This is a genomic window from Streptomyces sp. KM273126 (assembly GCF_004337435.2).
GTDB classification, from domain to species: domain Bacteria; phylum Actinomycetota; class Actinomycetes; order Streptomycetales; family Streptomycetaceae; genus Streptomyces; species Streptomyces acidicola.
In genome coordinates, this window is record NZ_SJXB02000002.1 from 1,690,668 (window position 1) to 1,715,317 (window position 24,650).

The 24,650-nt window shown below is 70.2% G+C and carries 21 protein-coding genes and 4 pseudogenes; 10 read left to right on the forward strand and 15 right to left on the reverse strand.

The annotated features are described in order from the left end of the window. Positions 1-53 precede the first annotated feature (53 nt). Together E0500_RS45625 and E0500_RS38160 are read left to right on the forward strand one after the other, a co-directional pair. Positions 54-180: pseudogene (locus tag E0500_RS45625) on the forward strand (IS5/IS1182 family transposase); the annotation flags it as partial. Next, a pseudogene (locus tag E0500_RS38160) lies at positions 181-288 on the forward strand (IS5/IS1182 family transposase); the annotation flags it as partial. Positions 289-364: 76 nt separating this feature from the next. Here E0500_RS38160 and E0500_RS38165 read toward each other — a convergent pair. Beyond that, entirely contained in the window at positions 365-793 is a 429-nt protein-coding gene (locus E0500_RS38165) for a VOC family protein (RefSeq protein WP_131571141.1), read from the reverse strand. A gap of 822 nt (positions 794-1,615) precedes the next feature. Between E0500_RS38165 and E0500_RS38170 the strand changes: the two genes are divergently transcribed. Both E0500_RS38170 and E0500_RS38175 read left to right on the forward strand, forming a co-directional pair. Next, positions 1,616-2,356, forward strand: a complete 741-nt coding sequence (locus E0500_RS38170; RefSeq protein WP_131571139.1) for a peptidoglycan-binding domain-containing protein — start codon at positions 1,616-1,618, stop codon at positions 2,354-2,356. Positions 2,357-2,625: 269 nt separating this feature from the next. Further along, the gene (locus tag E0500_RS38175) at positions 2,626-4,194 is read left to right on the forward strand and encodes a glycoside hydrolase family 10 protein (RefSeq protein ID WP_131571133.1); all 1,569 of its coding nucleotides are present in this window, start codon (positions 2,626-2,628) and stop codon (positions 4,192-4,194) included. Positions 4,195-4,352: 158 nt separating this feature from the next. On the opposite strand, the gene adh is transcribed toward E0500_RS38175, so the two are convergent. From adh to xylB, 5 genes are all read right to left on the reverse strand, one after another. Next, complete coding sequence (gene adh / locus E0500_RS38180) at positions 4,353-5,876, reverse strand: aldehyde dehydrogenase (protein ID WP_131571131.1); 1,524 nt, start codon at positions 5,874-5,876, stop codon at positions 4,353-4,355. A gap of 197 nt (positions 5,877-6,073) precedes the next feature. Continuing rightward, complete coding sequence (locus tag E0500_RS38185) at positions 6,074-7,366, reverse strand: GAF domain-containing protein (protein ID WP_181587362.1); 1,293 nt, start codon at positions 7,364-7,366, stop codon at positions 6,074-6,076. A gap of 138 nt (positions 7,367-7,504) precedes the next feature. After that, positions 7,505-8,104 carry an N-acetylmuramoyl-L-alanine amidase gene (locus E0500_RS38190; protein ID WP_131564451.1) on the reverse strand — a complete coding sequence of 200 codons (600 nt, stop codon included), beginning with the start codon at positions 8,102-8,104 and terminating at the stop codon, positions 7,505-7,507. 335 nt (positions 8,105-8,439) lie between these two features. After that, positions 8,440-9,648 (reverse strand): ROK family transcriptional regulator, encoded by a 1,209-nt coding sequence (locus tag E0500_RS38195; protein ID WP_131564449.1) that lies wholly within the window; start codon positions 9,646-9,648, stop codon positions 8,440-8,442. A gap of 113 nt (positions 9,649-9,761) precedes the next feature. Beyond that, complete coding sequence (xylB, locus tag E0500_RS38200; RefSeq protein ID WP_131564447.1) at positions 9,762-11,207, reverse strand: xylulokinase; 1,446 nt, start codon at positions 11,205-11,207, stop codon at positions 9,762-9,764. Positions 11,208-11,417: 210 nt separating this feature from the next. Between xylB and xylA the strand changes: the two genes are divergently transcribed. Beyond that, complete coding sequence (xylA, locus tag E0500_RS38205) at positions 11,418-12,584, forward strand: xylose isomerase (RefSeq protein ID WP_131564445.1); 1,167 nt, start codon at positions 11,418-11,420, stop codon at positions 12,582-12,584. 162 nt (positions 12,585-12,746) lie between these two features. Here xylA and E0500_RS38210 read toward each other — a convergent pair whose 3' ends face one another. Beyond that, positions 12,747-14,009, reverse strand: a complete 1,263-nt coding sequence (locus E0500_RS38210) for an SWF or SNF family helicase (protein ID WP_131564443.1) — start codon at positions 14,007-14,009, stop codon at positions 12,747-12,749. Continuing rightward, the gene (locus tag E0500_RS38215) at positions 14,006-16,858 is read right to left on the reverse strand and encodes a DEAD/DEAH box helicase (protein ID WP_131564441.1); all 2,853 of its coding nucleotides are present in this window, start codon (positions 16,856-16,858) and stop codon (positions 14,006-14,008) included. The genes E0500_RS38210 and E0500_RS38215 overlap by 4 nt, the downstream gene beginning before the upstream one ends. A gap of 245 nt (positions 16,859-17,103) precedes the next feature. Between E0500_RS38215 and E0500_RS38220 the strand changes: the two genes are divergently transcribed. Then, positions 17,104-17,292 carry a hypothetical protein gene (locus tag E0500_RS38220; RefSeq protein WP_165935034.1) on the forward strand — a complete coding sequence of 63 codons (189 nt, stop codon included), beginning with the start codon at positions 17,104-17,106 and terminating at the stop codon, positions 17,290-17,292. 42 nt (positions 17,293-17,334) lie between these two features. Here the strand turns inward: E0500_RS38220 and E0500_RS38225 are convergent, their stop codons facing one another. From E0500_RS38225 to E0500_RS38235, 3 genes are all read right to left on the reverse strand, one after another. Next, positions 17,335-18,177, reverse strand: coding sequence for a hypothetical protein (locus E0500_RS38225; protein WP_131564437.1), 843 nt, complete (start codon positions 18,175-18,177; stop codon positions 17,335-17,337). A 134-nt stretch (positions 18,178-18,311) separates the two neighbouring features. After that, complete coding sequence (locus E0500_RS38230; RefSeq protein ID WP_131564435.1) at positions 18,312-18,608, reverse strand: hypothetical protein; 297 nt, start codon at positions 18,606-18,608, stop codon at positions 18,312-18,314. Positions 18,609-18,738: 130 nt separating this feature from the next. Next, a complete protein-coding gene (locus tag E0500_RS38235; protein ID WP_131564433.1) occupies positions 18,739-19,338 on the reverse strand; it encodes a class I SAM-dependent methyltransferase in 600 nt (199 codons plus the stop codon). Between the two features lie 19 nt (positions 19,339-19,357). Between E0500_RS38235 and E0500_RS38240 the strand changes: the two are divergent. Continuing rightward, a pseudogene (locus E0500_RS38240) lies at positions 19,358-19,489 on the forward strand (ATP-binding protein); the annotation flags it as partial. A gap of 10 nt (positions 19,490-19,499) precedes the next feature. On the opposite strand, the gene E0500_RS38245 reads toward E0500_RS38240, so the two are convergent. Further along, complete coding sequence (locus tag E0500_RS38245; RefSeq protein WP_131564431.1) at positions 19,500-19,928, reverse strand: PPOX class F420-dependent oxidoreductase; 429 nt, start codon at positions 19,926-19,928, stop codon at positions 19,500-19,502. A 96-nt stretch (positions 19,929-20,024) separates the two neighbouring features. Between E0500_RS38245 and E0500_RS38250 the strand changes: the two genes are divergently transcribed. Both E0500_RS38250 and E0500_RS38255 read left to right on the forward strand, forming a co-directional pair. Further along, on the forward strand, positions 20,025-20,426 hold the full coding sequence (locus tag E0500_RS38250) for a roadblock/LC7 domain-containing protein (RefSeq protein WP_131564429.1): 402 nt from the start codon (positions 20,025-20,027) through the stop codon (positions 20,424-20,426). A 136-nt stretch (positions 20,427-20,562) separates the two neighbouring features. Further along, positions 20,563-21,552, forward strand: coding sequence for a DUF6397 family protein (locus tag E0500_RS38255; RefSeq protein ID WP_131564427.1), 990 nt, complete (start codon positions 20,563-20,565; stop codon positions 21,550-21,552). 85 nt (positions 21,553-21,637) lie between these two features. On the opposite strand, the gene E0500_RS38260 is transcribed toward E0500_RS38255, so the two are convergent. Together E0500_RS38260 and E0500_RS38265 are read right to left on the reverse strand one after the other, a co-directional pair. Next, entirely contained in the window at positions 21,638-21,880 is a 243-nt protein-coding gene (locus E0500_RS38260; protein ID WP_131564425.1) for a hypothetical protein, read from the reverse strand. A gap of 114 nt (positions 21,881-21,994) precedes the next feature. Further along, complete coding sequence (locus E0500_RS38265; RefSeq protein ID WP_309505290.1) at positions 21,995-23,557, reverse strand: phosphodiester glycosidase family protein; 1,563 nt, start codon at positions 23,555-23,557, stop codon at positions 21,995-21,997. A 374-nt stretch (positions 23,558-23,931) separates the two neighbouring features. On the opposite strand from E0500_RS38265, the pseudogene E0500_RS38270 reads away from it, so the two are divergent. Further along, positions 23,932-24,073, forward strand: a pseudogene (locus E0500_RS38270) (IS5/IS1182 family transposase); the annotation flags it as partial. A gap of 18 nt (positions 24,074-24,091) precedes the next feature. Here the strand turns inward: E0500_RS38270 and E0500_RS38275 are convergent. After that, complete coding sequence (locus E0500_RS38275) at positions 24,092-24,607, reverse strand: DinB family protein (RefSeq protein ID WP_131564421.1); 516 nt, start codon at positions 24,605-24,607, stop codon at positions 24,092-24,094. Positions 24,608-24,650 lie beyond the last annotated feature (43 nt).

Sequence of the window (24,650 nt, forward strand, 5' to 3'; positions counted from 1 at the left end):
GGCACTGGTGTTCTACCCCGGAAACTGCCACACGGCATCGGAAGCCGTCCTGGATGGCCCCGTTTACCGGGCTGAGCACGCGGCAGTTCGGCAGGCTGGTCACTGCGATGCGGCGCTAGGGTGCGGACCCGGTACGCAAGGGCCGGTCCGTGGTGCCGGCCCCCGGAGGACTGGATCCTGCGGATGAAGACCTGGAAGATCCTTCGCGACTGCCGCCTGAAGGGCGACGGCACTCACACCGTGATGCTCGGCATCGCCCGACTGCACAACCTCGCCCTCACAGGATGACTTCCGCCCCACACGAGACCGCCTTTGGCAGAGGCCCAAGGGAGACGGCTCTCCACCTCGTCGGCTGGGAGGACGTTCAGTCGAGACAGAACTCGTTCCCCTCGATGTCCTGCATCACGATGCACGAATCGTTGCCGTCATACAGGAGTCGCACGCGTACCGCGCCGAGCGGGATCAGCCGTGCGCATTCGGCCTCAAGCGCGGCCAGGCGCTCTTCACCCACGAGCCCGGTGCCGACCCGCACGTCAAGATGCACCCGATTCTTGACGACCTTGCCTTCGGGAACGCGCTGAAAGTACAGTCGCGGGCCGACACCTGAGGGATCACTGCAGGCGAACCATGAACCCTGCTCCTCCGGAGACTGGGAGCGGTTGAAATCGTCCCAAGTGGAGAACCCCTGTGGCGGCGGCGGTACGACGTACCCCAACACCTCGCACCAAAAACGAGCGACGCGCTCAGGTTCTGCGCAGTCGAAGGTGACCTGGAACTGCTTGATCGATGACATCGGCGCACCATAGCAGGGGGACTCTGTTGCTCATTTCTCGGTGTGAATCCGCATGCTGTCGGGAGGACGGCCCTTGCTGGCCGGGACCGCACTGACAGAGAAGACGCCTCCCGAGTGAGGACCGGAACCGCACCCGACCCCGATCCATGGCCGCCCTCAGGAGCCGGGCCATTCAGCCCCGGCTCACCGGCCGCACAAGCATCGCCGACGACCTCCGCCACCACGCCCGCAACCCCGCAGGAGCTCTGCGGCAGCGCAGAGCGCTGACAGTCGCGGGATGCCTTGAATGGACAGCCGTCCTCGCCAACTCGTGTGGATGGCTGTTGCCGAGCTCCAGCAGGGCACGCCGGTCCAGCTCGGCGCTGTCACTGCCCCGCCTTCCACTACTCCGCCGGCAACGGTACCGACACCCACGCCTGGATTGACGTGAGAGCCTCCTCCCGCGTCGATGGCGTCAAGTGGCCGCCTTATGTGTCCATGTGAACCAGGTGCAATCAGACGACTGGCCATATCTTGACGGGGTCCTGTCAATGATTCGACAATCGCTCCCACATCACCACAGCTTGGAGGACCGTTGACTCACGGCCCATCTCGCCGCGCGACGCTGCTGGCGGCAGCCGCCGGTGCGCTCGCGCTGCCCGCCATATGTTCCGGACCCGCGCGTGCCGCCACCCCCCTCCCGTCGGGAAGCCGTGAACTTCCCATCGTCACGCACCCCCGCCATCCCGGCGCCGTCCATGGCCCTGAAACAGCGCGCAGCGCCCACGCCGAGCCATTGAACGCCACCGTCAACTGCGCCCTGGGCAGAGAGGGGCGGAGCTGATGGCCACGTTCGTCGCCCGCTCCCAATGGGGCGCCAGGGCACCCAAGGACGTCAGCAACAACATCACCCCGGCACAGGGCGGCGTGGTCGTCCATCATGTCGATGCCGTCAAGGTGGCCAAGGCCAGTCACGCCGACTGCGCCGCCCAGGTGCGGGGCATCCAGAACTTCCACATGGACTCCAACCTTTGGTCGGACATCGCCTACAGCCACCTCGCCTGCGTCCACGGCTACCTCTTTGAGGGCCGCGGTGAGAACGTCCGCACCGCCGCCCAGGGCACCACGCAGGGCAATGACGACTGGTACGCGGTCTGTGCGCTGACCGGCGGTACCAGCAGCGACTACGACGCCATCACGGCCGGGCTGATCGACGCCATCCGCTACGGGATAAACCGCCTGCGGGTGTCGGGCGGCGCCGCGCAGGCCATCACCGGCCACCGCGACCACCACGCGACTGACTGCCCGGGCAACCTGTACTCCCGGGTGCTCACCGGCGAGGTCAACCCCGGTGGCGGGCCCTTGCCTCACCCCGGGGTGAGTTTCCGCCAGCCGCCGACCTTCGTGCACGCCAGCGTGGCGACCTGGCAGTACCGGATGAAAAACGCGCACGGCTACGCCCTCGCTGTGGACGGCCAGTACGGACCGGGATCCGACTCTGCCTGCCGCAGTTTCCAGTCGAGCAAGGGCCTGAACGTGGACGGCATCGTCGGGCCGGCCACCTGGGGTGCCACGTTCAACTAGTGCCCCAACCGGCGACGTTTGCCCCGTCGCGACGCCCGGCATGCTCCCCCAAGCTCTTCGAGCGGAGGGGGTACGCCCGCTCGCCGCACCGGCCGAAAGCCCGAGTACGTACAGCACGAGGACTTCCGGCCGGCACGCCGACAGCGCGCACCGGACGCCGCTTCTTGACGGGCACACGCTGCCTGCCGGGGCACTCGGACCAGCCGGGGCCCACCGCCTTCCCACGAAGTACGCCCGTAGCCGATGAACTCCACAGGGGGACACATCACATGCGTTTGCCTCGCGTACTCACAACCCTGGCGGCGGGCCTCGGCCTGCTCCTCGGCGCGGTCACCGCGCCGCCCGCCCACGCCGACGGCGGCGCGGCGGCGCCGGCCCAGTGGCGCAGTTACTGGGTGGACGCGTTCAACCCGGGCATCTACACCCCCGCGCAGGTCGCGGCGCTGGTCAAAGACGCGTTGGACGCCAACGCCAACGCTCTGATCGTTCAGACAGCCCGGCGTTACGACTGCTTCTGCAACAACGCCCTGTACCCGCGCACCGACGCCTCGATCGCTCCGGAGCCCTACGATCCGCTGGAGGAAATAGTCCGGCAGGGGCACGCGGCCGGACTGCAGGTGCACGCCTGGGTCAACGTCAACACCATGTGGAACAGCACCACCCCGCCCCGTTCCCCGGACCACGTCTTCAACCAGCACGGCCCGGGCGCCACCGGCGCCGACCGCTGGCTCAACAAGAAGGCCGACGGCCAGGAACTGGTGGGCGCCAACGCCTATGTCGACCCCGGCCATCCGGCGGCCGTCGACTACATCGTCCGCGGCATCCAGAGCATTGTCCGCAACTACGACGTGGACGGCGTCAACCTCGACTATGTCCGCTACCCGGACGGCAGTTCCACCACCACGCACAGCGACTGGGGTTACAACGATGTGTCCGTCGCCCGGTTCCAACAGGCGACGGGCCGTACGGACGTACCCCTGCCGGCCGACACGGCCTGGAGTGACTGGCGGCGCAGCCAGGTCACCAATCTGGTGCGCAAGATCTATCTCGGTGTCTGGGAGGTCGACCCGCAGGCCCGCTTGTCGATGGACGCCATCACCTACGGGCACGGGCCGCAGGCGGTCGGCGGCTGGCAGGCCACACGTACTTATGCCGAGGTCCTGCAGGACTGGGCGGGATGGCTGGACGAGGGGATCATGGACACTGCCGTGACCATGAACTACAAGCGCAACTGGAACCCGGACCAGGCGCTGATGTTCTCCGAGTGGTCCGAGTTCCTGGCCGACCACCAGGGTGAGCGGCAGGCGGTCAACGGACCCGCGCTGTACTTGAACGGCGTCGCGGACTCGCTCAGCCAGATCAGGGAGGCACTGCGGCCCAGCGCGGCAGGCAATACCGCGGCCGGCTGGAGCGGCTACTCGTACGCCAGTCCCAGCAAGGATGTAGCGGCCAACGGCTCGGCGGTCGAGCGGGCCAAGCTGGCGAAGGCGCTGACGCAGGGCGAGGGCGCGCCGTTCAAGGACGAGGCGGCGGTGCCCAGCATGCCGTGGAAGGCGTCACCCCGGGACGGGCATGTCACGGGCAGGCTCGTGTTCCGGGGCGGCGGCCCGCTGGACCAGGTGCCGGTGACACTCGACCCGCTCACGAGTGGCGGTGAGAAGACCATCCGGCTCAGCGACGGCTCGGGTTGGTTCGGCTTCGCCCATGTGGAACCGGGTGTGTATCTGCTCACCCCGTCCCTGCCGGAGGGTGTGACCGGCGCTCCGGCGACCGTGGTGAGGGTGACGAAGGGCGCTATCGCGAAAGCGACGTTCCCGCCCTTTCTCGAAGTACCGTGACGACGTGCCTTGGCCCGGAAATGCCCCGGAACTGCTGGTCAGAGCTGGGATACGGGTGGGAGATATCGGGAGTAAGGGCGTGTTTCGGCTCGCTTAGATGTGCGCCGAGAGGGGCGCCTGCCGGACATCTTCCCTGGTCAGGCGCCCTTTTTCTGCGTCTAGAAGAAGCCCAGCTTCTTCGGCGAGTACGACACCAACAGGTTCTTCGTCTGCTGATAGTGGTCCAGCATCATCTTGTGGGTCTCACGGCCGATGCCCGAGCCCTTGTAGCCGCCGAAGGCCGCGTGGGCCGGGTAGGCGTGGTAGCAGTTCGTCCAGACGCGGCCCGCCTGGATGGAACGCCCCGCGCGGTAGGCGGTGTTGATGTCCCGCGTCCACACGCCCGCCCCGAGGCCGTACAGCGTGTCGTTGGCGATCTTCATGGCGTCGTCGAAGTCGTCGAAGGAGGTCACGGAGACGACCGGACCGAAGATCTCCTCCTGGAAGATCCGCATACGGTTGTCGCCCTCGAAGATGGTCGGCTGGACGTAGTAGCCGCCCTTCAACTCGCCGTCGAACTCGACGCGTTCACCACCGGTCAGCACCCTCGCGCCCTCCTGCCGACCAATGTCCAGGTAGGAGAGGATCTTCTCCAGCTGGTCGTTGGAGGCCTGGGCGCCGATCATCGTGTCCGTGTCCAGCGGGTGCCCGGCCTTGATCAGTTCGGTGCGAGCCACCGCAGCCTCGATGAACTCCGCATAGTGGCCACGCTGCACGAGCGCCCGCGAGGGACAGGTGCACACCTCGCCCTGGTTGAGCGCGAACATCGTGAAGCCCTCGAGCGCCTTGTCGAGGAAGTCGTCGTTCGCCGACGAGACGTCGTCGAAGAAGATGTTCGGCGACTTGCCGCCGAGTTCGAGGGTGACCGGAGTGATGTTCTCCGAGGCGTACTGCATGATCAGCCGCCCCGTCGTGGTCTCGCCGGTGAACGCCACCTTCGCCACACGTGAGCTCGACGCCAAGGGTTTGCCCGCCTCGACGCCGAACCCGTTGACGATGTTCACCACCCCCGGCGGCAGCAGATCGGCCACCAGGCTCAGCCAGTAGTGGATGGACGCCGGTGTCTGCTCGGCCGGCTTGAGGACGACCGCGTTGCCCGCCGCGAGCGCGGGCGCGAGCTTCCACGTCGCCATCAGGATCGGGAAGTTCCACGGGATGATCTGCGCGACCACGCCGAGCGGTTCGTGGAAGTGGTACGCGACCGTGTCGTCGTCGAGCTCGGCGAGTGAACCCTCCTGTGCGCGGATCACTCCCGCGAAGTACCGGAAGTGGTCGATGGCGAGCGGGATGTCGGCGGCCAGCGTCTCCCGGACAGGCTTGCCGTTCTCCCAGCTCTCCGCAACCGCCAGCTTCTCCAGGTTCGCCTCCATCCGGTCGGCGATCTTGCGCAGGATGTCGGAACGCTCGCCCGCGGACATGCGGCCCCAGGCGGGCGCGGCCGCGTGCGCCGCGTCCAGCGCCCGCTCCACGTCCTCGGCGGTTCCCCGGGCGATCTCCGTGAACGGCTGCCCGTTCACCGGACTCGGGTTCGCGAAGTACCGCCCAGTGGCCGGCGGTACGTACTCGCCGCCGATGAAGTGGTCGTAGCGCGCCTCGTACGAGACGATCGCGCCGTCAGTACCGGGCGCTGCGTAACGCGTCATGGTGCCTGCCTCCCGAGAACGCACTGCCCGCCGTTGGGCAGCTCTCGCCGCGAGGCTAGGAACACCGACGTTGCGAGAACGTTGCGGTGCTGGGTGCTGGGTGCTGGGTGCTGGGTGCTGGGTGCTGGGTACTGATGGGCGGGGGCGGGGGCGGGGGCGGGGGCGGGTGCGGGGCGTGCCGGGGCGGTGCCGGTGAGTCAGTGATGCGTCGGGCGGGCCGACTGACGTGCCCACCCCGGTGGTGCCGCCAGCTCGGACTCCAGCTCCTCCAAGCGCACCCGCACAGCTGCCGTCGGCCGGACGGCCGCCAGAGCGCGCCATACGTCGAGGTCGTCCTCGCCCCACGGCGCGTGTGCCCAGTCCGCCAGGAGGTCGGGGTCGCGGCGGGCGATGAGCGCCGTACGCAGCCCGTCGGCGAGCCGCTGCCGCAGCCGCACCACCGCCGGGGCCTGCGAACCTGGCAGCAGCGGACCGCCGTACGCCGCCGCGGCCGCCGTGACCGTGCCCGTCTCCAGCCTCCTCTCCACGACGGCGACATCGGACTCGACCGGAAGCATGAGCCGGTACGGCCGGGAGCCCAGAAGCGCAGGACCGAGCAGCCTGCGCAGCCGGGCCAGTTCGGCGCGCAGGGTCACCGGTGTCACCGACTCGTCCTCGTACAGCGCGCACAGCAGCTCGTCGCCGGTCAGCCCCTCCGGGTGCCGGGCGAGCAGCACCACGATCTCGCTGTGCCGACGGCTGAGTCTGATCTTCCGGCCGTCCACGACCAGGTGGGCCTCGTCCCGTCCGAGCGCGGTCAGGCCGAGCGCGTCGGCGGCCGCCGTCTCGGGCGGGATGAGCAGCGAGAGCTGGGACTCTGCGGCGCGCGCCACCGCCTGCACGAAGCCCAGGCTGTGCGGATGCGCGAGCCCGTCCCCACCGGTGATGTCCACCGCGCCGAGCACCCGGCCGGTGCGCGGGTCGTGCACCGGCGCTGCCGCGCATGTCCAGGGCTGGACCCGCCGACTGAAGTGCTCCGCCGCGAACACCTGCACCGGCCGGTCCACGGCGACCGCCGTACCCGGCGCGTTCGTGCCGACCGCGCTCTCCGCCCAGCGCGCGCCCGGAACGAAGTTCATCCGGTCCGCCCGCCGCAGGGTCGCCGGATGCCCCTCGACCCACAGCATCCTGCCCTGCGCGTCGCACACCGCCACCAGATGCTCGCCGTCCGACGCGAAGGTGCCCATGAGTTCCCGGACCAACGGCATCACCCGCGCCAGCGGGTGCTCCGCCCGGTAGGAACCGAGGTCCCCGTCCGTGAGCTCCACGCTCGCGGTGCCGTCCGGGCCGACCCCCGCCTTCGCCGAACGCCGCCACGAGTCGGCCACCACGGAACGCACCGGTCGCCCCACCGTGCCCGCCTCGGTGAACGTCTCATGCGCGCGACGCAGTGCCCGTACCCGCTCGACGGGATCGGCGCCCGGTTCCAGGGCCACCCATGGATCGGTCAACTCGGCCTCCCCGGAAAGCGATGCGGCTCCCAGCCAATCGTCGCCCTCACCGCGAGCCCGGACAAGTTCCTCGACTGTCACCTCCGAGACTGTCACCTCCGAGTCCCGTCTGGACGAGCTGCCGGCCCCGATACGGCGTCACGAGGAATTGACCAGTTCTATGTACCGTGCCCAGTCCCAGTTCGGCCCGGGATCGGTGTGGTCGCTGCCCGGTACCTGGTGGTGGCCGATGATGTGGGCCCGGTCCTTCGGGATGCCGTACTTGGTGCAGATGGCAGCGGCGAGTTTGGCCGACTGGCGGTACATCGCGTTGGTGAAGTACGAGGCCTGGTCCACCCAGCCCTCGTGCTCGATGCCGATGCTCCGCGTGTTGTGGTCCCAGTTGCCGGCGTGCCAGGCGATGTCGCGTTCCCGCACACATTGCGCGACGGAGCCGTCGGCCGACCGCACGAGGTAGTGGGCGGACACCTTCTTCCGCGGGTCCCGGAAGACGGACAGGGCCTTCCTGTATGTCGTCTGTGTCACGTGGATGATCACGTAGTCGAGGGAGTGGCTCGTTGGGCGCTCCGCCTCCGTGTAGTTGGACGCACTCGCCGGCCGCCATATGGCGTGCGGGTAGTCAAGTGCCTGCGGTTGCGCGCCGGCCTGGGGATCCGGCAGTAGCGCGTAGGGGATCGCAGCGAGGGCTGCGCCTTTCAGTAGCCGTCGCCTGCTGGGGAACGATCTGGCTCGCTCCATGGTGATGGCCTTTCGGGAGTGGGGGGTGAGGCAGGAGGAGGGGTGCGGCAGTGCGCGAGGTGGTGGCTGTGGCGTCGTGAGTAACGGGAGCCGCCGCGTGCCGTGGGCCTCGCGCAGCAGCTCTGGAACCGTCTCCATGACCATGTGACCCCCCGATGTGTGAATCCCGATGCGAGCGAACACGCAGTCACCGTCAGGGCGGTTGCGCCTCACGTGGATCACGGTACGGCGTTCGGCGATCAGTCAGGAAGAACGTGCTGATTCCGGTGGACAGCATCGGAAATGTGGATAACTTCGTCACTCACATGAGGGAAGCCGCCCTGTTTACCCGTGCGTTACGGCCGCCCAGCCACCGCGGCAGGATCGTCCAGCACGCCCCGCACCACCGAATGTGCCGCTCCGAGCAGAGGGCCTTCGGGACCCAGGCGCGACACGGTCACGGCACAGGCGGGGCCTGCCGTGCGGCGGGCCAGCTCCCGCTCCAGCGACGGCAGCAGCCACGGCGCGAGTCCCGCCAGCGCCCCGCCCAGCACCACGGTCTGCGGGTCAAGCAGGTTGACCGCACCGGTCAGCGCGATACCGAGCGCGGTTCCGGCACCGCGCAGGGCACGCCGCACCTCTTTGTCGCCCTCGGCGGCACGTTCCGCCAGCAACTCGACGTGATCCTCGCCCGGTGTCAGACCGGCCGCCCGCAGGACGGCCTCCTCACCGGCGTACTGCTCCAGGCATCCACGCCCGCCGCACGCGCACTGAGGCCCTTCCGGACGGACGGGCACGTGTCCCAACTCGCCCGCGAAACCGCGGGTTCCCCGCAGCAGTCGGCCATCCACGACCACCGCGCCACCGATGCCGATCTCGGCGGAGACGTGCAGGAAGTCGCGCGGGGTCCCCTCGCCGAGCCACAGTTCGGCGAGGCCGCCGAAGTTGGCCTCGTTGTCCACTGTCAGCGGCAGGTCGCCGGACAACAGCGCGCCGAGGTCCGTGTCGTGCCAGTCGAGGTTGGGGGCGCGGACCACCGTACGGGCGTCCCGTGCCACCAGGCCCGGTACGGCGACCGCGAGGCCCGCGGGCCACAGTCCCTCCTGTGCCGCAGCGGCGACGACCTGCTCCACCAGCGTCGTCAGTTCGCCGATCACGGGCTCGGGTGAGCGGCCGCGGTTCACGCCGTGCCGCACGGCCCGTGCCCGTACCTCGCCCCGCAGGTCGACCGCGCACACCGCGAGATGGTCGACGCCGACCTCCGCGCCGATTCCGGCCGGGCCGCGCCCGCTGAGGGCAAGCGCGGAACCCGGCCGGCCGACCCTGCCGGGCCGTTCGGGCCCCAGCTCCTCCAGCAGACCCGAACGGATGAGCTCGTCGACCAGCGTCGACACGGCCGCCCTCGTCAGGCCGATGTGCGAGGCGACGGCGGCACGGGACAGCGGCCCTTCGGCGTTGAGGGTGTGCATCACCCGGGAGAGGTTGCGACGGCGCATGCCCTGTTGGGTGTCGGGCAGCCGACGCCCGGGACTCGTCGGGTGAGCCTCGTGCAGTGGTGCGGTCATTCCTCCGTCAGTCCTCGTCCGGACGTCTCCTGCGAGAGGCGCCGAGCCCGATGAACGTGTCCGGCCCCGGGGCTGTTCTGCTCGGCGCCCCACCCTCGTGGAGGTGGCCCCCGTCAGCGGTGGTCGGGCTCCCGCTCCAGCAGCGGCGCCGCGTCGGAGAGTACCCCGGTGATCCTGGCCAGCGTTGCCTCGTCCCGTTCCACCGGGTCCAGAACGGGTCCGCGGGCGGTGTCCCAGCGGCGTGCGACCGCCGCCGGGTCCTCGCCGGTCAGCAGCCCGGCGGCCTGGGCGGCGGCGCCGAGCGCGACCAGTTCCTTGGCCTCGGGTACCTGCACAGGACGCCCCGACAGTCGCCGTACCGTCTGCTGCCAGGCCGTTCCCCGCGCACCCCCGCCGATGAGCAGCAGCGGCGCGGAGCGGTCCGCGTCCGCGTCGAGTACCAGGTCCAAGGCGCCCAGCAGCGAGTGCACCGCGCCGTCGTACGCCGCTTGGAGGAGTTGTCCGGCCGTCGTGTCGTGCCGCAGACCGTGCAGCAGACCAGAAGCGTGCGGCAGGTCCGGGGTGCGCTCGCCGTCCAGGTAGGGGAGCAGGGTCACGCTCGTGCCGGGCTCGACGGCCTCGCGGTCCAGGCCCAGCAGTGTCGCCACGCGGTCGACGGCGAGCGTGCAGTTCAGGGTGCAGGCGAGCGGCAGCCAGTCGCCGCGCGCGTCGGCGAAGCCCGCCACGGTGCCGGTGGGATCGGCGGGACGCCGTGTCGAGACGGCATACACCGTGCCGGAGGTACCGAGGCTCAGCACCGGTGTGCCGGGACGCAGCCCGAGCCCCAGCGCGGCCGCCGCGTTGTCGCCGGTGCCCGGGGCGACCAGCGTGCCCTTGGAGAACGGCAGATCATGCGTGTCCCGCACCGTGCCGGCCACCTCACCAGGGCGGACCACACGCGGCAGCAGCGCCGGGTCGAGCCCCACGTGGGCGAGGATCTCCTCGTCGTACGCCTCCGTCCCGGACGCCCACCACCCTGTACCGGAGACGTCACCGCGGTCCGTCGTGCCCTGTCCGGTCAGGCGCTCCGTGAGGTAGTCGTGCGGCAGACGTACGGCGGCCGTCGCGCGGACCGCCTCCGGCTCGTTCTCGGCGAGCCAGGCCCACTTCGTGACCGTGAAGGAGGCACCAGGCACGCTTCCGGTGCGTTCGGCCCAGATCTTCGAGCCACCCAGCTCCTCCACCAGACGGCGGGCCTGCGGAGCCGACCGCACGTCGTTCCACAGGAGCGCCGGACGAACGGGGTCGCCCTGGGCGTCGAGTGTGACGAGCCCGTGCTGCTGTCCGCCGATCGACACGGCTGCGGCCTCGTGCGCCGCTTCCCCGCACTGGTGCAGCGCCGCACACAGCGCGTCCCACCACTGCCGCGGATCACTCTCCCGGCCCGCCCCGGAAGACACGGTGTGCGGTGCCTGACCGCTCGCCACCACCCGCCCGGTCGACACGTCGACGACCAGGGCTTTGGTGGACTGGGTGGATGTGTCCACCCCGACGACGAGCGGACCCTCGGCTGCTGACATCGGGCTCTCCCTCTTCCGCGGCTCGCGGGATCTTTCCTGCTACGTGGAGTCTCCCGGACCGCGCGGCCCGGATGCCACACACAGTCTCCTTACGGAGACACGGAGACACGTCGCCTCTTCGCAGAGATGCCTCTCTTCCCAGAGATGCCTCCGCATACTAATTTGTTAAGCGCCATGACGAAATAGTCGGAGCGAGCAAGGAGCCGCGGCATGAACTACCAGCCCACCCCCGAGGACAGGTTCACCTTCGGCCTGTGGACCGTCGGCTGGCAGGGGAGGGATCCGTTCGGCGACGCCACTCGGCCCGCCCTCGACCCGGTCGAGACAGTGCAGCGTCTGGCGGAGCTCGGTGCCCACGGAGTGACCTTCCACGACGACGACCTGATCCCCTTCGGGTCCTCGCACAGCGAGCGCGAGGCGCACATCAAGCGCTTCCGCGAGGCTCTCGACGCGACCGGCATGACTGTGCCGATGGCCACCACCAACCTGTTCACGCACCCCGTCTTCAAGGACGGCGCGTTCACCGCCAACGACCGCGACGTACGCCGCTACGCGCTGCGCAAGACGATCCGCAACATCGACCTGGCGGTCGAATTGGGCGCCAGTGTCTACGTCGCCTGGGGCGGCCGGGAGGGCGCCGAGTCCGGCGCCGCCAAGGATGTCCGTCTCGCGCTGGACCGCATGAAGGAGGCCTTCGACCTCCTCGGCGAGTATGTGACCTCCCAGGGCTACGACCTCCGCTTCGCGATCGAACCCAAGCCGAACGAGCCCCGCGGCGACATCCTGCTCCCCACGGTCGGTCACGCCCTGTCCTTCATCGAGCGCCTGGAGCGCCCGGAGCTCTACGGCGTCAACCCCGAGGTGGGCCACGAGCAGATGGCCGGCCTCAACTTCCCGCACGGCATCGCCCAGGCCCTGTGGGCGGGCAAGCTCTTCCACATCGACCTCAACGGCCAGTCCGGCATCAAGTACGACCAGGACCTGCGCTTCGGAGCCGGCGATCTGCGCGCCGCCTTCTGGCTGGTCGACCTCCTGGAGAACGCCGGTTACGCGGGCCCGCGCCACTTCGACTTCAAGCCGCCGCGGACCGAGGACCTCGATGGCGTGTGGGCGTCGGCCGCGGGCTGCATGCGCAACTACCTCATCCTCAAGGAGCGGGCGGCTGCCTTCCGCGCCGACCCCGAGGTCCAGGAGGCCCTGCGTGCCTCCCGCCTGGACGAGCTGGCCCAGCCGACGGCGGCCGACGGCCTGAAGGCGCTTCTCGCGGACCGTACGGCCTTCGAAGACTTCGAGGCGGAGGCCGTCGCCGCGCGCGGGATGGCGTTCGAGCGGCTTGACCAGCTGGCGATGGATCATCTGCTGGGTGCCCGCGGTTGATCACGCGTGCGCGGGTCTCGGGCCCGTAGTGCCTCTGGTGCGCCCTTCCGGAGGCATGCCTCCGGAAGGGCGCCGGAATCCTCTGTTCAACGGTGACGGATGATGCAACGAGAAGGCGCCCGCCGAGAGCGGCGGATCCCGCGCGCAATGGGGGCCGCGGGATCAGGCCTCGCCGTCGACCGACGCCAACGCCGTGGCCGGATCATGGGCCGCCGGTCCGGCGGGCACCCAGCGGCCGTGCTCCTTGCGGTACGGCCACCAGCGGCCGTCCCGGCTGAGGCGCAGCTGGGTCGAGGCGCCGATCACTGTCCATCGGTTGTGGGCGGTGCGCAGCCGCGGCCGATCACCATCGTCCCAGGCCGATTCCAGGGCGGCACGCGCGCGTGCGAGCGATTTTGCCTCCGGGACCCACTCGTCCTCCAGCACCGACAACGCGACCGTACCCCCGTACCGCCAGGCACGGACGGCGATCTCCAGTTCCTCCCGCCCGCGCCCCGTCCCCTCGGCCAGGCGTGCGGCAATCGCCGCTTCGGAAGCGTCGGCGGCGAGTCGGACGGCATCCTGGAAGAGCGTCAACTCCTCCTCGACCGCGTCCTGTTCGTGCTCCGATACAAGCGCCGCGGAGAGCAGCCGGTGGGCCTCCGCCGCGGCCCGCGACGCGAGAAACGTCAGAGCGGCCGGGTCGACACCGGGTGCGGGCGGGGTCTCGGTGTCCAGCGAGGGAGGGGAGCCGGGCTGCGCGGGCAGCTCCGGGGCAGAGGGGAGCGGCGGCAGGATGCTCCCGGTCGCGTAGGCCTCGGCGGCGTCCACGCCCTCCTGAGAGGCTTCCTGGGAGTTCGTGGGCTCCTCGCTCGGGGTGACGCTGCGTACCTGGAGATCGTCGAGGACCTCGCGCTCACTGCGTCCACGCATCAGCAGCAGTACGAACGGATCCTGGTCCAGCAGCCGCGCCATCTGATAGCAGAGCGCCGCGGTGTGACCGCAGTGGTCCCAGGCGCCGCACTCGCACTCCGGCTCCAGGTCGCCGAGCCCCGGCAGGAGTTCTGCCCCGGCGTCGGCGGCGTCCTCGACGAGATGCGGTGGCATCTCACGGTCGAGCAGGGCCGCGATGTGCCCGGCCCGTTCGACGGCCATGTCCAGGAAGCGGTCCCACTGTTCCGCGGACAGTTCCTGCAGCAGGACGTCGGCACGGTGCGCGGTGCGATCGCGGTCCTGGACGACGGCGGTGATGCGCCCCGGGCGCACCGACACGGAGCCCACGGCTCCCGCGCGCGCGAGCCTGCGGCCGGTCTTGACCTGTTCGGAGTCCAGGGCCGCGTCCTCCAGAGCCTTCAGCCACGCCAGGCCCCACCAGGTCCGGGCGAAACCCCGCCCGTGCGCGGGCGGCAGCGCCGCGAACGTGCGCTCGGTGTCGTGTTCCCTCATCGTGCGCCCCCTCGCAGCTCCACCAGATCGGCCAGTTCGGCATCGGACAGTTCGGTGAGCGCCGCATCACCGGAACCGAGCACCGCGTCGGCCAACTCCCGCTTGCGCAGCAGCATGTCCGCGATACGGTCCTCGATCGTCCCCTCCGCGATCAAGCGGTGCACCTGGACCGGCCGGGTCTGGCCGATGCGGTACGCGCGGTCGGTGGCCTGCGCCTCCACGGCCGGGTTCCACCAGCGGTCGTAGTGCACGACGTGCTCGGCCCGGGTCAGGTTCAACCCGGTGCCCGCGGCTTTCAGCGACAGCAGGAAGACGGGGACTGCGCCGTCCTGGAACCGCCCGACCATCTCCTCACGCTCCTGGACCGGCGTGCCGCCGTGCAGGAACTGCGATGACACGCCGCGCGCGGACAGATGCTGCTCGATGATCCTCGCCATCTGCACGTACTGGGTGAAGACGAGAACGCTCGCCCCCTCGGAGAGGATCGTGTCGAGCAGTTCGTCCAGCAGTTCCAGCTTCCCCGACCTGCCCGTGATCCTCGGTCGTTCCTCCTTGAGGAACTGCGCAGGATGGTTGCAGATCTGCTTCAGTCCGGTCAGCAGTTTCACGATCAGCCCGCGCCGCGCCATGTGGTCGGCACCGGAGATCTCGGAAAGGCTCTCGCGCACCATGGCCTCGTACAGCCCCGCCTGTTCCTTCGTGAGCGACACGGCGCGGTCGGTCTCGGTCTTCGGCGGCAGCTCGGGCGCGATACCCGGGTCCGACTTTCGTCGGCGCAGCAGGAACGGCCGCACGAGCCGGGCGAGCCGCGCCGCCGCGGCGGGATCCTGGCCCCCTTCGACTGCCTGCGCGTACCGGGTGCGGAAGGTGCCGAGCCTGCCGAGCAGGCCCGGTGTCGTCCAGTCGAGGATCGCCCACAGCTCGGAGAGGTTGTTCTCCACGGGAGTGCCGGTGAGCGCCACGCGTGCGCGTGCACCGATGCTGCGCAGCTCCTTCGCCGTGGCCGAGTACGGGTTCTTCACGTGCTGTGCCTCGTCCGCGACGACCATGCCCCAGGCGACCTCGGCCAGCTGGGGCGCGTCGAGGCGCATCGTGCCGTACGTGGTGAGCACGAACTCGCCGTCGTCCAGCCCTTCCAGGGAGCGCCTGGAGCCGTGGAAGCGGCGCACGGGGACGCCGGGCGCGAACTTCTCGATCTCGCGCTGCCAGTTGCCCATCAGTGAGGTCGGGCAGACCACGAGTGTGGGGCCCGCGGCCGACGGGTCGGTCTGCCGGAGCAGATGCAGGGCGATGAGCGTGATGGTCTTGCCCAGGCCCATGTCGTCGGCCAGGCAGCCGCCGAGCCCCAGCGAGGTCATCCGGGCCAGCCAGTTGAGCCCTCGCAGCTGGTAGTCGCGCAGCGTCGCGGCGAGCGCGGCGGGCTGCCCGACCGGCTCCTGCCCCTCCGGGTCCGCCAGCCGCTCCCGCAGCGTCGCCAGCCATCCCGTGGGCCGCACATCGACCCGGACGCCGTCGATCTCCGTGGAGCCCGTCAGGGCGGCGCTGAGGGCGTCGACGGGCGTGACCTTGCGGTCCTGCTGCGCGCGGGCGCGGCGTACCTCCTCGGGGTCCACGAGGACCCACTGGTCACGCAACCGCACCATGGGACGGTTCGCCTCGGCGAGACGGTCCAGCTCCTGCCGGGTGAGCTGCTGGTCGCCCAGCGCGAAGGACCAGTTGAAGGCGAGCAGCGCGTCGGCGGAGAGGAACGACGGCGTGTCCGACTCGGGGCCGTCCGGGTCCTGGTCGTCGTCCGGCGGTCCGATGACCGCACGGGCGGTCAGTCTGTGCGCGAGTTGCCTGGGCCAGTGCACGTCGACTCCGGCGACGGCGAGGAGCCGGGTGCCCTCGCCGAGGAGGTCGGTGACTTCGTCGTCGGCGAGTTCCCATGAGTCCGGCACGGCCGCCGACAGCAACGGTGCCAGAGGTGACCAGGCACGGGCCGCGCGCCGCAGCGCGAGCAGAGCGTCCATGCGCGCGCGGGGGCCGAAGGCCTCGGTCCCGGCCCACACCGAGGCGGCGTCCGCGACGAGCCCGGGATCGCTGACGCTGTGGACCTGCGGTACGACACGGAACGGCAGCCGTGTCTCGTCCGGCGGGTCGGACGCGAGACCGGGCACCTCGACACGCAACGAGAGGCGGACCCCGGCGTCATGTCCGGCGGCGACATCGGACGCCCAGGCACGCTGCCCGGGCAGGTGCTGCGGCTCCGGAGCGGCGAACGCCGGCCCGCCCGCCGCGAGGCCCGCGGCGGGGGAGCGGGGCAGCGAGTCGGCAACCGCGTCGAGGAAACCGCGTACCAGTCGTTCCGGGTCCGGCAGGCGCAGCGACTCGACGTCGTCCAGGGGCACGGCGTGGGCCTCGGGCGGCATCGCGGCGGCCAGCTCACGCAGTCGCTCCAGGTCGTCAGCCCGCAGCGGGCCCGTGCGCCACGCGTCGTGGTCGGTGGCGGACAGTCCGGGCAGCAGAAGCCCCCGCGCGGCCAGCTGGAGCGCGAACACCGCGGCCGCACCCCAGAACGCGGTCGCCCGGTGTGCACCGGCGGCCGCACGCGCGCGCGTGAGGACCGGCAGCGCGGCCCGCACCGGCAGCAGGACAGTGGGTACGGTCACCGTCTCGACGTCCTGGTCGCCGGGCACGACGACGGTCACCGCGCCGGTGGAGCCGGCAGTCGGCACCGGGGGTGCCGCACCGTCGGGCCGCCAGAAGGCGACATGGCCGGTACGGGCCGGGTCTGCGGGCACGAACACGGCACAGCAGCAGGCCAGTCCGGCGATCTCGGTCGGTGTGGTTGCGGGAGTCCTCTGCACAGTGATGACGTGTTCCTCAAACTTGACTACTGGAGTCGAGCCGCCGAGGATACAGCACTCCGGGTGCTTCCGAGAGACGGCGGGACGGCTGGAAGGTGCGAGGGCGGCGCGGGGCGCTTCTGAGGACCTAGGGGGTGCATCAGGGTTCCATCAGGGGCACATCAGGGTCGGGACCTGGAACTGCCCGAAGCGCGGACCCGTTGTCAGGACAGAGAGCGGCAGTGGCCGCGAAGGAGGCGACGGAGATGTCGAAGAACGCGAAGATCGCCGCAGGGGGTGTGGCCATCGGGATCGTCCTGTTGATCCTGCTGCCCTTCCCCTTCTGGGCCAACCTCCTGATAGTGCTGGGGATCCCGGCAGCCGCGTACCTCACGCTGGACCCCTCGCAGCGGCGCAGGCTTCGCCGCGTCTCGCGCAAGGAGCTCGGCCGCTGAGCGGTCACCGGCCCGCAGCGCGGGCCGGTGCTCGATGAGGGCTCAGTTGGGGCGTACGGCGATCTTGTCGAGGGATTCCAGAAGCCCGGGCAGCTCCGGCCCCCGCCCTACCGGCAGTACCTCACCGGGCTCCTCGTCGAGGAGGAGGAAGGCGATGTCGTCGGTCCTGGCCACCATGGACCAGCCAGGACCGTCGGCACGGAGGGTCCGGGCCTCGCCCGGCGCGAAGGACGAGCGCACGCGCCCCAGCGGTGGCGGCGTGTCCACGTACGCGCGCACCTCGGCGAGGACACGGCGGATGCTGCTGCGAGTGCTGCTCTGCCCGGTATCGTCCTGGGTCTCCGGGGTGCCGGCCGTCTCGCCGCCCTCCCCGTTCACAAACGTGTCGTCGTCGATCTGCTCCCGCCAGATGGCCCACTGGAGCGCGATCTCGTCGGCTCCGAGACGCCGCTGGGCAGGACCCCAGACCTCGGTGTTCGGCGGGCACAGGGGTGGCCGCTCGGCAATCTCCGGCGCGGGATCGTGCGGAGCGGGCACATTGGGCGCCGCCACGGCCACCGCGAGGGGCCAGCCGGGCAGCGCGGCCACGACCGACCGCTCGTCCGGCGACAGGTCGTACTCCATGCCGCAGTCCCACGACGCGATGGCCACGGCCACCAGCGACACGTCGTCGACGACGACCGTCCAGCGCGCCCCGTCGCCGTCCTGGCCCAGCACGAGGCCGTACCCGTCGGCGAGCGGCGCGAGGTCGAGCGCGGCGCAGGCCTCCGGATAGTCGTCGCCCAGCACGCTGGGGAACTGCGCCGGCGTCAGCAGTACCGCTGTCAGCACATACAGTGCGTCGTCGTCCCCGGCGGCGACGGCATCCTCGTCCGTCCCGGCCATCCCAGCCTCCCCATCGCTCTCGTCCGTCGGCGCACCCTAATGTGCCCGGAAGGTGCTTGTCACGAGTGCGAAGCTCCGAGTGGAGCTACGGTCGCCCTGCGGGAGGGACGAATGGGCCGTAGGCCGCCACTCGGTCAGGCGGCGGGCAGTCCGAGGAGATCCCGCGCCACCGTCCGGGGCGACTCGTCGCGCTCCCGAGCGAGCGCGATGACAGCCCGGCAGGCCAACTCGTTCACTCCGAAGGACAGCGCTTCCGGTGACACCCACGTTGCGGCTTCGTCGATGCGGTCCTGATCGTCCTCGGCGCACGCCGAGACATACGCCGCGGCAGCCTCGAAGAGGTTGCGCGGGCGTTGGCCCTCGCTGGTGACGACGTCCGTGCGCGTGGAGCTGACGAATCTGCCGAATGATGTGCGGAGCCTGCCGAACATGTGGGCTGCCTTCCCCCTGCGTTGATGTCGCTGATCGCACAAGTGCTCCACTCAACGTAAAGTTGCAGCTTCGGCGAAAGAAGAGGGCCTGCGTGGTGCAGCGGGCACCTCGGCCCCGGGCAGGCGGGGTTCAGCCGTCGCGTTCGGCCAGTGCCAGGAACCGGTCGTCCGGGTCCACATAAGACGTCATCCGCCAGCCCGCCCCCGCGAGCAGCGGCCCGAGGTTGGCCTCGGCACGCAGATCGTCCGGGGTGATCCGCCGCCCCTGGCGTGCCGCCAGCGCCGCCCTGCCGATCGGGTGGAAGAGCGCCAGCGTGCCGCCGGGGCGCACCACCCGAGCCAACTCCCTCAGGTTCTCGGTGGGATTCGGCAGGTGCGCGATGAGCCCCGCCGCGAACACCGCGTCCAGCGACTCCGTGTGCAGAGGCAGGGCGGCCACGTCGGTGAGGAGCAACTGCCCGTCACGGTCCCGACCGGCTTGGACCGCTGCTTCCAGCATGGCCGGCGTCAGGTCGGCCCCGAGAACGACTCCGGTGGGACCGACGGCCGCACGCAGCGGTGGCAGGGCCCGTCCGGTGCCGCAGCCCGCGTCGAGCACGCGGTCGCCCGAACGGAGCCCGAGCTCGGCGACCGCGGCCGCGTACGCGGGACCGTCGTCGGGGAACCGCCTGTCCCAGTCGGCCGCGCGCGCCGTGAAGAACTCCTGGACGTGTGTGTGGTCGTCGCTCATGTCCGCATGATTCCTCACTGACCTCGACCGGGGAGCACCCGTGGTCCTCTACGACGCCCGCGACCGCGATTCCGGGAACGAGGTGCTGATACGGCTCGTCGAGTACGCCGGGCGGGTGCACACCACTCGGCTGCTCGACTCCGTGGGCTGACAGCGGGTGTCTAGTCGGCTACGCGCGCGTACCCAAGAACCTTGTCGATCCGTACGCGGACGAGGAGCTCACCCGGAACCCCGTTGCGGGCACTGAACTCCTCGGCACGGTCCTCACCCATGTAACGCCCGCCGATCCGCGCGGCCCAGTGCCGGACCTCGTCGAGGTCCTCCGACAACTCGGCCCGCCCCTCAAGTACGACGAAGTCGTACGGGGGCCGGTCGTCGTCCACGCACAGGGCGACCCGGCCGTCCCTGGCCAGATTCCGCCCCTTCACGGTGTCCTGCCCGGTGTTGAAAACCACGTCGTCACCGTCCACCAAGAACCAGATCGGGGCGACGTGTGGCCGCCCGTCAGCACGAACGGTCGAGAGTTTGCCGGTGCGGGTCCCGTGTGAAACGAAGGCCCGCCATTGCTCGTCGGTCATCTTCTGCGCCATGTACTCATCTTGCTTGCCCGGACGACGGAGGTGGGGGAGGCTGATGCGTCGGATCCTCCGGCCAGGGGGGAAACGACACCACGGGGAGAACTGAACATGCCGCAGAACGCGGGACTGGGCTGGCTGTTGGACGACCTGACCGAGCGCGTCGAACAGGTACGGCATGCCATGGTGCTGTCGAGTGACGGGCTCGTCACCGGAGCGAGCTCGGGGCTGAAACGCGAGGATGCCGAACACCTCGCCGCCGTCTCCTCCGGACTGCACAGCCTCGCCAAGGGTTCCGGCCGCCACTTCGGTGCCGGTCACGTGCGTCAGACCATGGTCGAGTTCGACGACGCGGTGCTGTTCGTCACCGCGGCGGGAGAGGGCAGCTGTCTGTGCGTGCTCAGCGCCGCGGAAGTCGACATCGGTCAGGTCGCCTACGAGATGACTCTGCTCGTGAACCGCGTCGGAGAGCACCTCGGCCTGGATGCGCGCCAGCCCGAACGTGCGCCGTAGAACTCTGACCTGCGGGTTCGCTGAGGTCGGAGGAGTTATCCACAGGCTTGCCGCGATGTCCGGCAAAACGGCTACGGTTTTTTCCGATGCGAGCGCAGACCAGCGCCGTCACGTCATCGCACGGGGGAGAACCGTCATGTCCGGAAACACCGTCACCCACTCCGTCACGGCCATCGTGCCCGCCGGCCCGGCCCGCCCCCGGGTACGCGGCACCTCGCTCTCAGGGAGCCGCGCCGCACGGGAGCTGGGGCTGAAGCGAGGAGAGTTCGACCTCGCCGTCCACATGGGATGTATCCGCACCGTGGCCGATGACGGAGGCGGAGGCTTCCGCGTCACCCGGGCGGAGATCGACCGGGTGAGCTCCGAGAGCGGCTTTCCCGAAACGTTGAGGGAGCGCGTCAGGGTGGTGGGCACCTCTGACGGCGCGGTCCTGTTGGACGTGACGACCGCCCGGTTCACTCGCCTCGCCCGCTTGGGCCAGGTGGCACCCGTCAAGTTCTATTTGAACCGTTATCGCGCAGTGGTCTGGCTGTATCTCGCGGAGGAAATCCAGCAGTTCGCAGCGGACGAGAAGAACGCCCCGTTCCTGACCGGACGTACGCCGGAATACCTGCGCGACCAGTTGGATGAGGGCCTGGACCTCCGCCCCCGCAACTGGCGGGGACGCCACCTCGGCTTCCTGCTGCGCCAGGCCGAGGATCCCTGGGCGCGGGCCGCGGGCGTGGCGTCCCTCCTCGACCCCGTCCAGGTCGCGGAGATCGTCGGAGACCCCTACGAGCGCGCGTACCTGAACCGCCTCCGACCTGCACAGCCGGCCCACGGCGCTCCCGACTCACCGGCCGCACAGGTCGCCGCGACAATCATGACGGCCGAATACCCCGACGAGATCGACTGGCTGCGGTCCGATCTTCGCCAGACCGTCGCCGAGGCCCGCGAGCACCGGCCGGCGCCACGCCCTGGACCGAAGACACAGTCGCCGGGTGCGGCACAACATGGAGTGCCCGTGGCGCGGGCAACGAGTGCCGTACGGTCGGGAGAGCCGGCATGCGGGGCGCCGTCCCACCTCGGCGAGGATCCGGAGAAACCACGCGGCCTGCTGGGATGGCTGCGTCGTAGAACCCCCTGATACCGCTGAGGGGAGCCGAGTCGGCCCACACGCATTTCAAGCTCAGCCTGACCGACCCGGTCAAGGGCTTCGCCGGCTTCGCCCTCTACACCGAGCCGAGCAGCTGCGCCCCCGACGCCGCCTGGCACGCCACCGTCACCAACGCCACCGTCACCATCGAGCGGCCCAGTCGTACGTCCAGGAGTGGATGGAGCGGCTCCAGCGATGCGGGCCGAACGCTCTGCACACCACGCTCGTCGAGGATCGGGAGGTCCCGCGGCTGTTCCACCCTTGCGTGGACGAGGAAGGCCGGCCTGGCGGTGATCCACAGGCGCGTCGAGTCGCCCACGTCGGGTGTCCCGACGCCTGCGACAAGCTCCGGTGGCACGGCGACGGGGCGGCTCTCGCGCCGGCCCACGACACGAGGTGGTCGCCGGCGGAGCACCGCCCCGCTCGGTCGGGGTCAGTCCCGGCCGGGGCCCGGCAGGACCTGGATCGTGTCACCGACGGCACGCTCGCCGGTCGCGTCGGACGTGGTGTTGGCGAGGGCGCCGTTGACCGCCATCGCCGTGGAGCCGCCGCCGTCGAGGTTGAGGGCCTGCACGGCGCCGAGGGAGCGCATGAACTCGGCGGCCTCGGCGAGTGTGAAGCCCTCACTGACGCCGGGCCGGCGGCCGTCGACGGTCACCAGCAGGAGCCGTCCACGGCGGTCGATGCCGGCCAGGGTGCGGGGCTGGCGCACGTTGGACCACGCGAACCCGAAGGAGAGGTCGAGCGGGTCGAGGGTGCCCTCGGTGGCTGCGTCGATGTGGACGCGGCCGTCCTCGACCAGGGTGGGTGCCGCGCTGACGATGCTGTCGTCAGGCCCGAGCTCGACCTCACGCCCCGAGGCGTCCCGGACGACCTCGTGCACCGTCAGACGCCGGCCGATGTCGGCGTGCTCGGTGAGCCAGGCGGCTGCCGCCCCGGTGCCCTGGAGCACCGAGCCTTCCGCTGGCACCGAGCCGCCCCGGTCACTGCGGGAGACGACGACACCGTGCCGGTCCAGGACCACCTGGACGCCCGTGCCCGTAGGCAGTTGGGCCCGGAACGCGGGGGTGAACTTCACCAGGTCGTCCGCGAGGGTGCAGGTGGTGTCGTGGCGGGGCTGTTCGATGGGGACGGCGCCGGGACGGCCGCAGTTGCGCAGCTTGCCCGGGACCCGGTTGATGCCCTGAACCGCGTAGGTGGCGGAGCCGGCCCGAACGGTGACGGTGGTGGACAGGTCCGCGACGCGCGGGCGCCGACCGCCGTCCTCAAGGATCAGTGCCGCGCGTGAGCCGACCGCCATCGACTCCAGTTCGCCGTGCACGGCGGACAGGCCGGCCATGGTGCCCTGGACGCCGTCCCCGTCCGAAGTGATGAAGAATCCGCCGTTGACGCCGACCAGGGAGCCGAGTCGGGCGGCCACCGTGGAGGTCTTCTCCCGGTCGGCGACATCACCGCCGTCGCTGACCTCGATCGTGCCCCGCAGCCGGGCCGGATCGACGACGGCGACATGGATGCGTTCCGCGTCGGCGCTCTGCCGGCCGTCATAGCCCGTCCACTCGACGGCGGTACGGAAACCGACCGCCGACACCGCGGAGTTGAGCGTGCCCGCCTCGGCCTGGGTGACGTACCGCCCGATCCTGACCTGCCAGCCCATCGTGCCGCGCGGTGTATCGGAGTACTGGTCCCACTCCACCCGTTCCAGCCGCGGTTCGAACCCGGCCGCCCGCAGCCGTCCGGCGGTGGCGTCGGCCCAGTCGCGGTCCCCGAGAGGAGCCCAAGTGGCCGCGCCCGTAAGACGGTTGACGGCCGGTGCCTGGACGGTGACCGTCCAGGCACCGGCGGCGTCGGGATTGCTCAGGACCCCGCTGCGGACCTGGACGCCGGGCGCCACGTCCTGCGTGGTCCAGGCGATCGTGCTGGTCGCCGGAGCGGCGGCCTGCTCGCTTGCGGCGGCCGACGGGACGAAGGCGATCAGCGCCAGCACGGTCCCGAGCACGACCCCCCTTCCGGCTCCCTGCTTTCCGCGGCGCGTTGCGGGTCTCGGCGTCTCAGCTGTGACGGACATGCCTCTCCTGACGTACGGCTCCTGCGGTGCCCTGCGGCAAGCCGGCCACAGCGCTCGGCCACCATCCAAGTCCCGTGCGGGGACGATGGCGTCACGGGGCAGGGACCTGCCGGGGAACCCTCGGCAACATCCACACCCGGTCGGGGGCACGGGCTGTGGCCGAGATGGAGTGCCGGCGGAGTCACTCGCGCGGCTGCCTCGCGACAGAGATGACGGCCCCCATGGTTCAGGCGCGCCCCGCGCTCGGTGGCCGCGTCGAGGTGGGCCGCTGCCGACGCCCTCACCCCGGTGCGCCGGGCGTCACCCACTACAAGCGCAGGAACGAAGTGGAGCAGAAAAAACGCCCTCAAGAACTTCTGGACAGTGGCCACGAGGTTAGACAAACGTGCCTACATCTTCCACGGCACCATCACCGTCGCCTCGATCCGACTCCGGCTCCGCCAATGAGCCGCAGGGCAGACAGGCCTAGACGCCGGTCCGACCGTCGACGAGCTCACGCACGATGTCGAGGTGGCCGTTGTGGCGGGACGTCTCCTCAATGAGGTGGAGGATCACCCAGCGGAGGTCCACGTGGCGGCCGTCACTGATGGGGCGTTTGGCCGTTGAGTTCAGGTCGTGGTCGGACACCAGGCGACGAAAGCGGGCACTCTGCTCTTCGTATTCGGTGAGAAGCTGGGGCAACGGCGTATCGACCGCTGTCCGCATCTCAGGATCGGGGTCATCGTCGGTCGCCTCCGTGAGCGGCCCTACGAGTTCCTCCCCCAGAAAAACCACGTGGATCCAGTAATACTCGACCCATCGCAGATGACTGATCAGTCCGCACATCGTCATCAGCGGTGAACTCGGGAGTGGGGCCTTGCGGGCATCCTCCGCGGACGCGCCCTCACACTTGGCTCGCGCCGTGTCACGGGCGTAGTCCAGGTACGTGGTCAGCTGCGTGCGCTCGTCCCATGTGGGAGGCGTATCGGTTCGTCGCGTCATTGCGGGAAGTTTGCCGCAGCGTCAGAGGGGGCGTCGAGAAGTT

Bases quoted from the DNA above. Each gene is read 5' to 3' on its own strand.
- E0500_RS38165 (WP_131571141.1), bottom strand. From the start codon at position 793: ATGTCATCGATCAAGCAGTTCCAGGTCACCTTCGACTGCGCAGAACCT.
- E0500_RS38170 (WP_131571139.1), top strand. From the start codon at position 1,616: ATGGCCACGTTCGTCGCCCGCTCCCAATGGGGCGCCAGGGCACCCAAG.
- E0500_RS38175 (WP_131571133.1), top strand. From the start codon at position 2,626: ATGCGTTTGCCTCGCGTACTCACAACCCTGGCGGCGGGCCTCGGCCTG.
- adh (WP_131571131.1), bottom strand. From the start codon at position 5,876: ATGACGCGTTACGCAGCGCCCGGTACTGACGGCGCGATCGTCTCGTAC.
- E0500_RS38190 (WP_131564451.1), bottom strand. From the start codon at position 8,104: ATGGAGCGAGCCAGATCGTTCCCCAGCAGGCGACGGCTACTGAAAGGC.
- E0500_RS38195 (WP_131564449.1), bottom strand. From the start codon at position 9,648: ATGACCGCACCACTGCACGAGGCTCACCCGACGAGTCCCGGGCGTCGG.
- xylB (WP_131564447.1), bottom strand. From the start codon at position 11,207: ATGTCAGCAGCCGAGGGTCCGCTCGTCGTCGGGGTGGACACATCCACC.
- xylA (WP_131564445.1), top strand. From the start codon at position 11,418: ATGAACTACCAGCCCACCCCCGAGGACAGGTTCACCTTCGGCCTGTGG.
- E0500_RS38210 (WP_131564443.1), bottom strand. From the start codon at position 14,009: ATGAGGGAACACGACACCGAGCGCACGTTCGCGGCGCTGCCGCCCGCG.
- E0500_RS38220 (WP_165935034.1), top strand. From the start codon at position 17,104: ATGTCGAAGAACGCGAAGATCGCCGCAGGGGGTGTGGCCATCGGGATC.
- E0500_RS38225 (WP_131564437.1), bottom strand. From the start codon at position 18,177: ATGGCCGGGACGGACGAGGATGCCGTCGCCGCCGGGGACGACGACGCA.
- E0500_RS38230 (WP_131564435.1), bottom strand. From the start codon at position 18,608: ATGTTCGGCAGGCTCCGCACATCATTCGGCAGATTCGTCAGCTCCACG.
- E0500_RS38235 (WP_131564433.1), bottom strand. From the start codon at position 19,338: ATGAGCGACGACCACACACACGTCCAGGAGTTCTTCACGGCGCGCGCG.
- E0500_RS38245 (WP_131564431.1), bottom strand. From the start codon at position 19,928: ATGGCGCAGAAGATGACCGACGAGCAATGGCGGGCCTTCGTTTCACAC.
- E0500_RS38250 (WP_131564429.1), top strand. From the start codon at position 20,025: ATGCCGCAGAACGCGGGACTGGGCTGGCTGTTGGACGACCTGACCGAG.
- E0500_RS38255 (WP_131564427.1), top strand. From the start codon at position 20,563: ATGTCCGGAAACACCGTCACCCACTCCGTCACGGCCATCGTGCCCGCC.
- E0500_RS38275 (WP_131564421.1), bottom strand. From the start codon at position 24,607: ATGACGCGACGAACCGATACGCCTCCCACATGGGACGAGCGCACGCAG.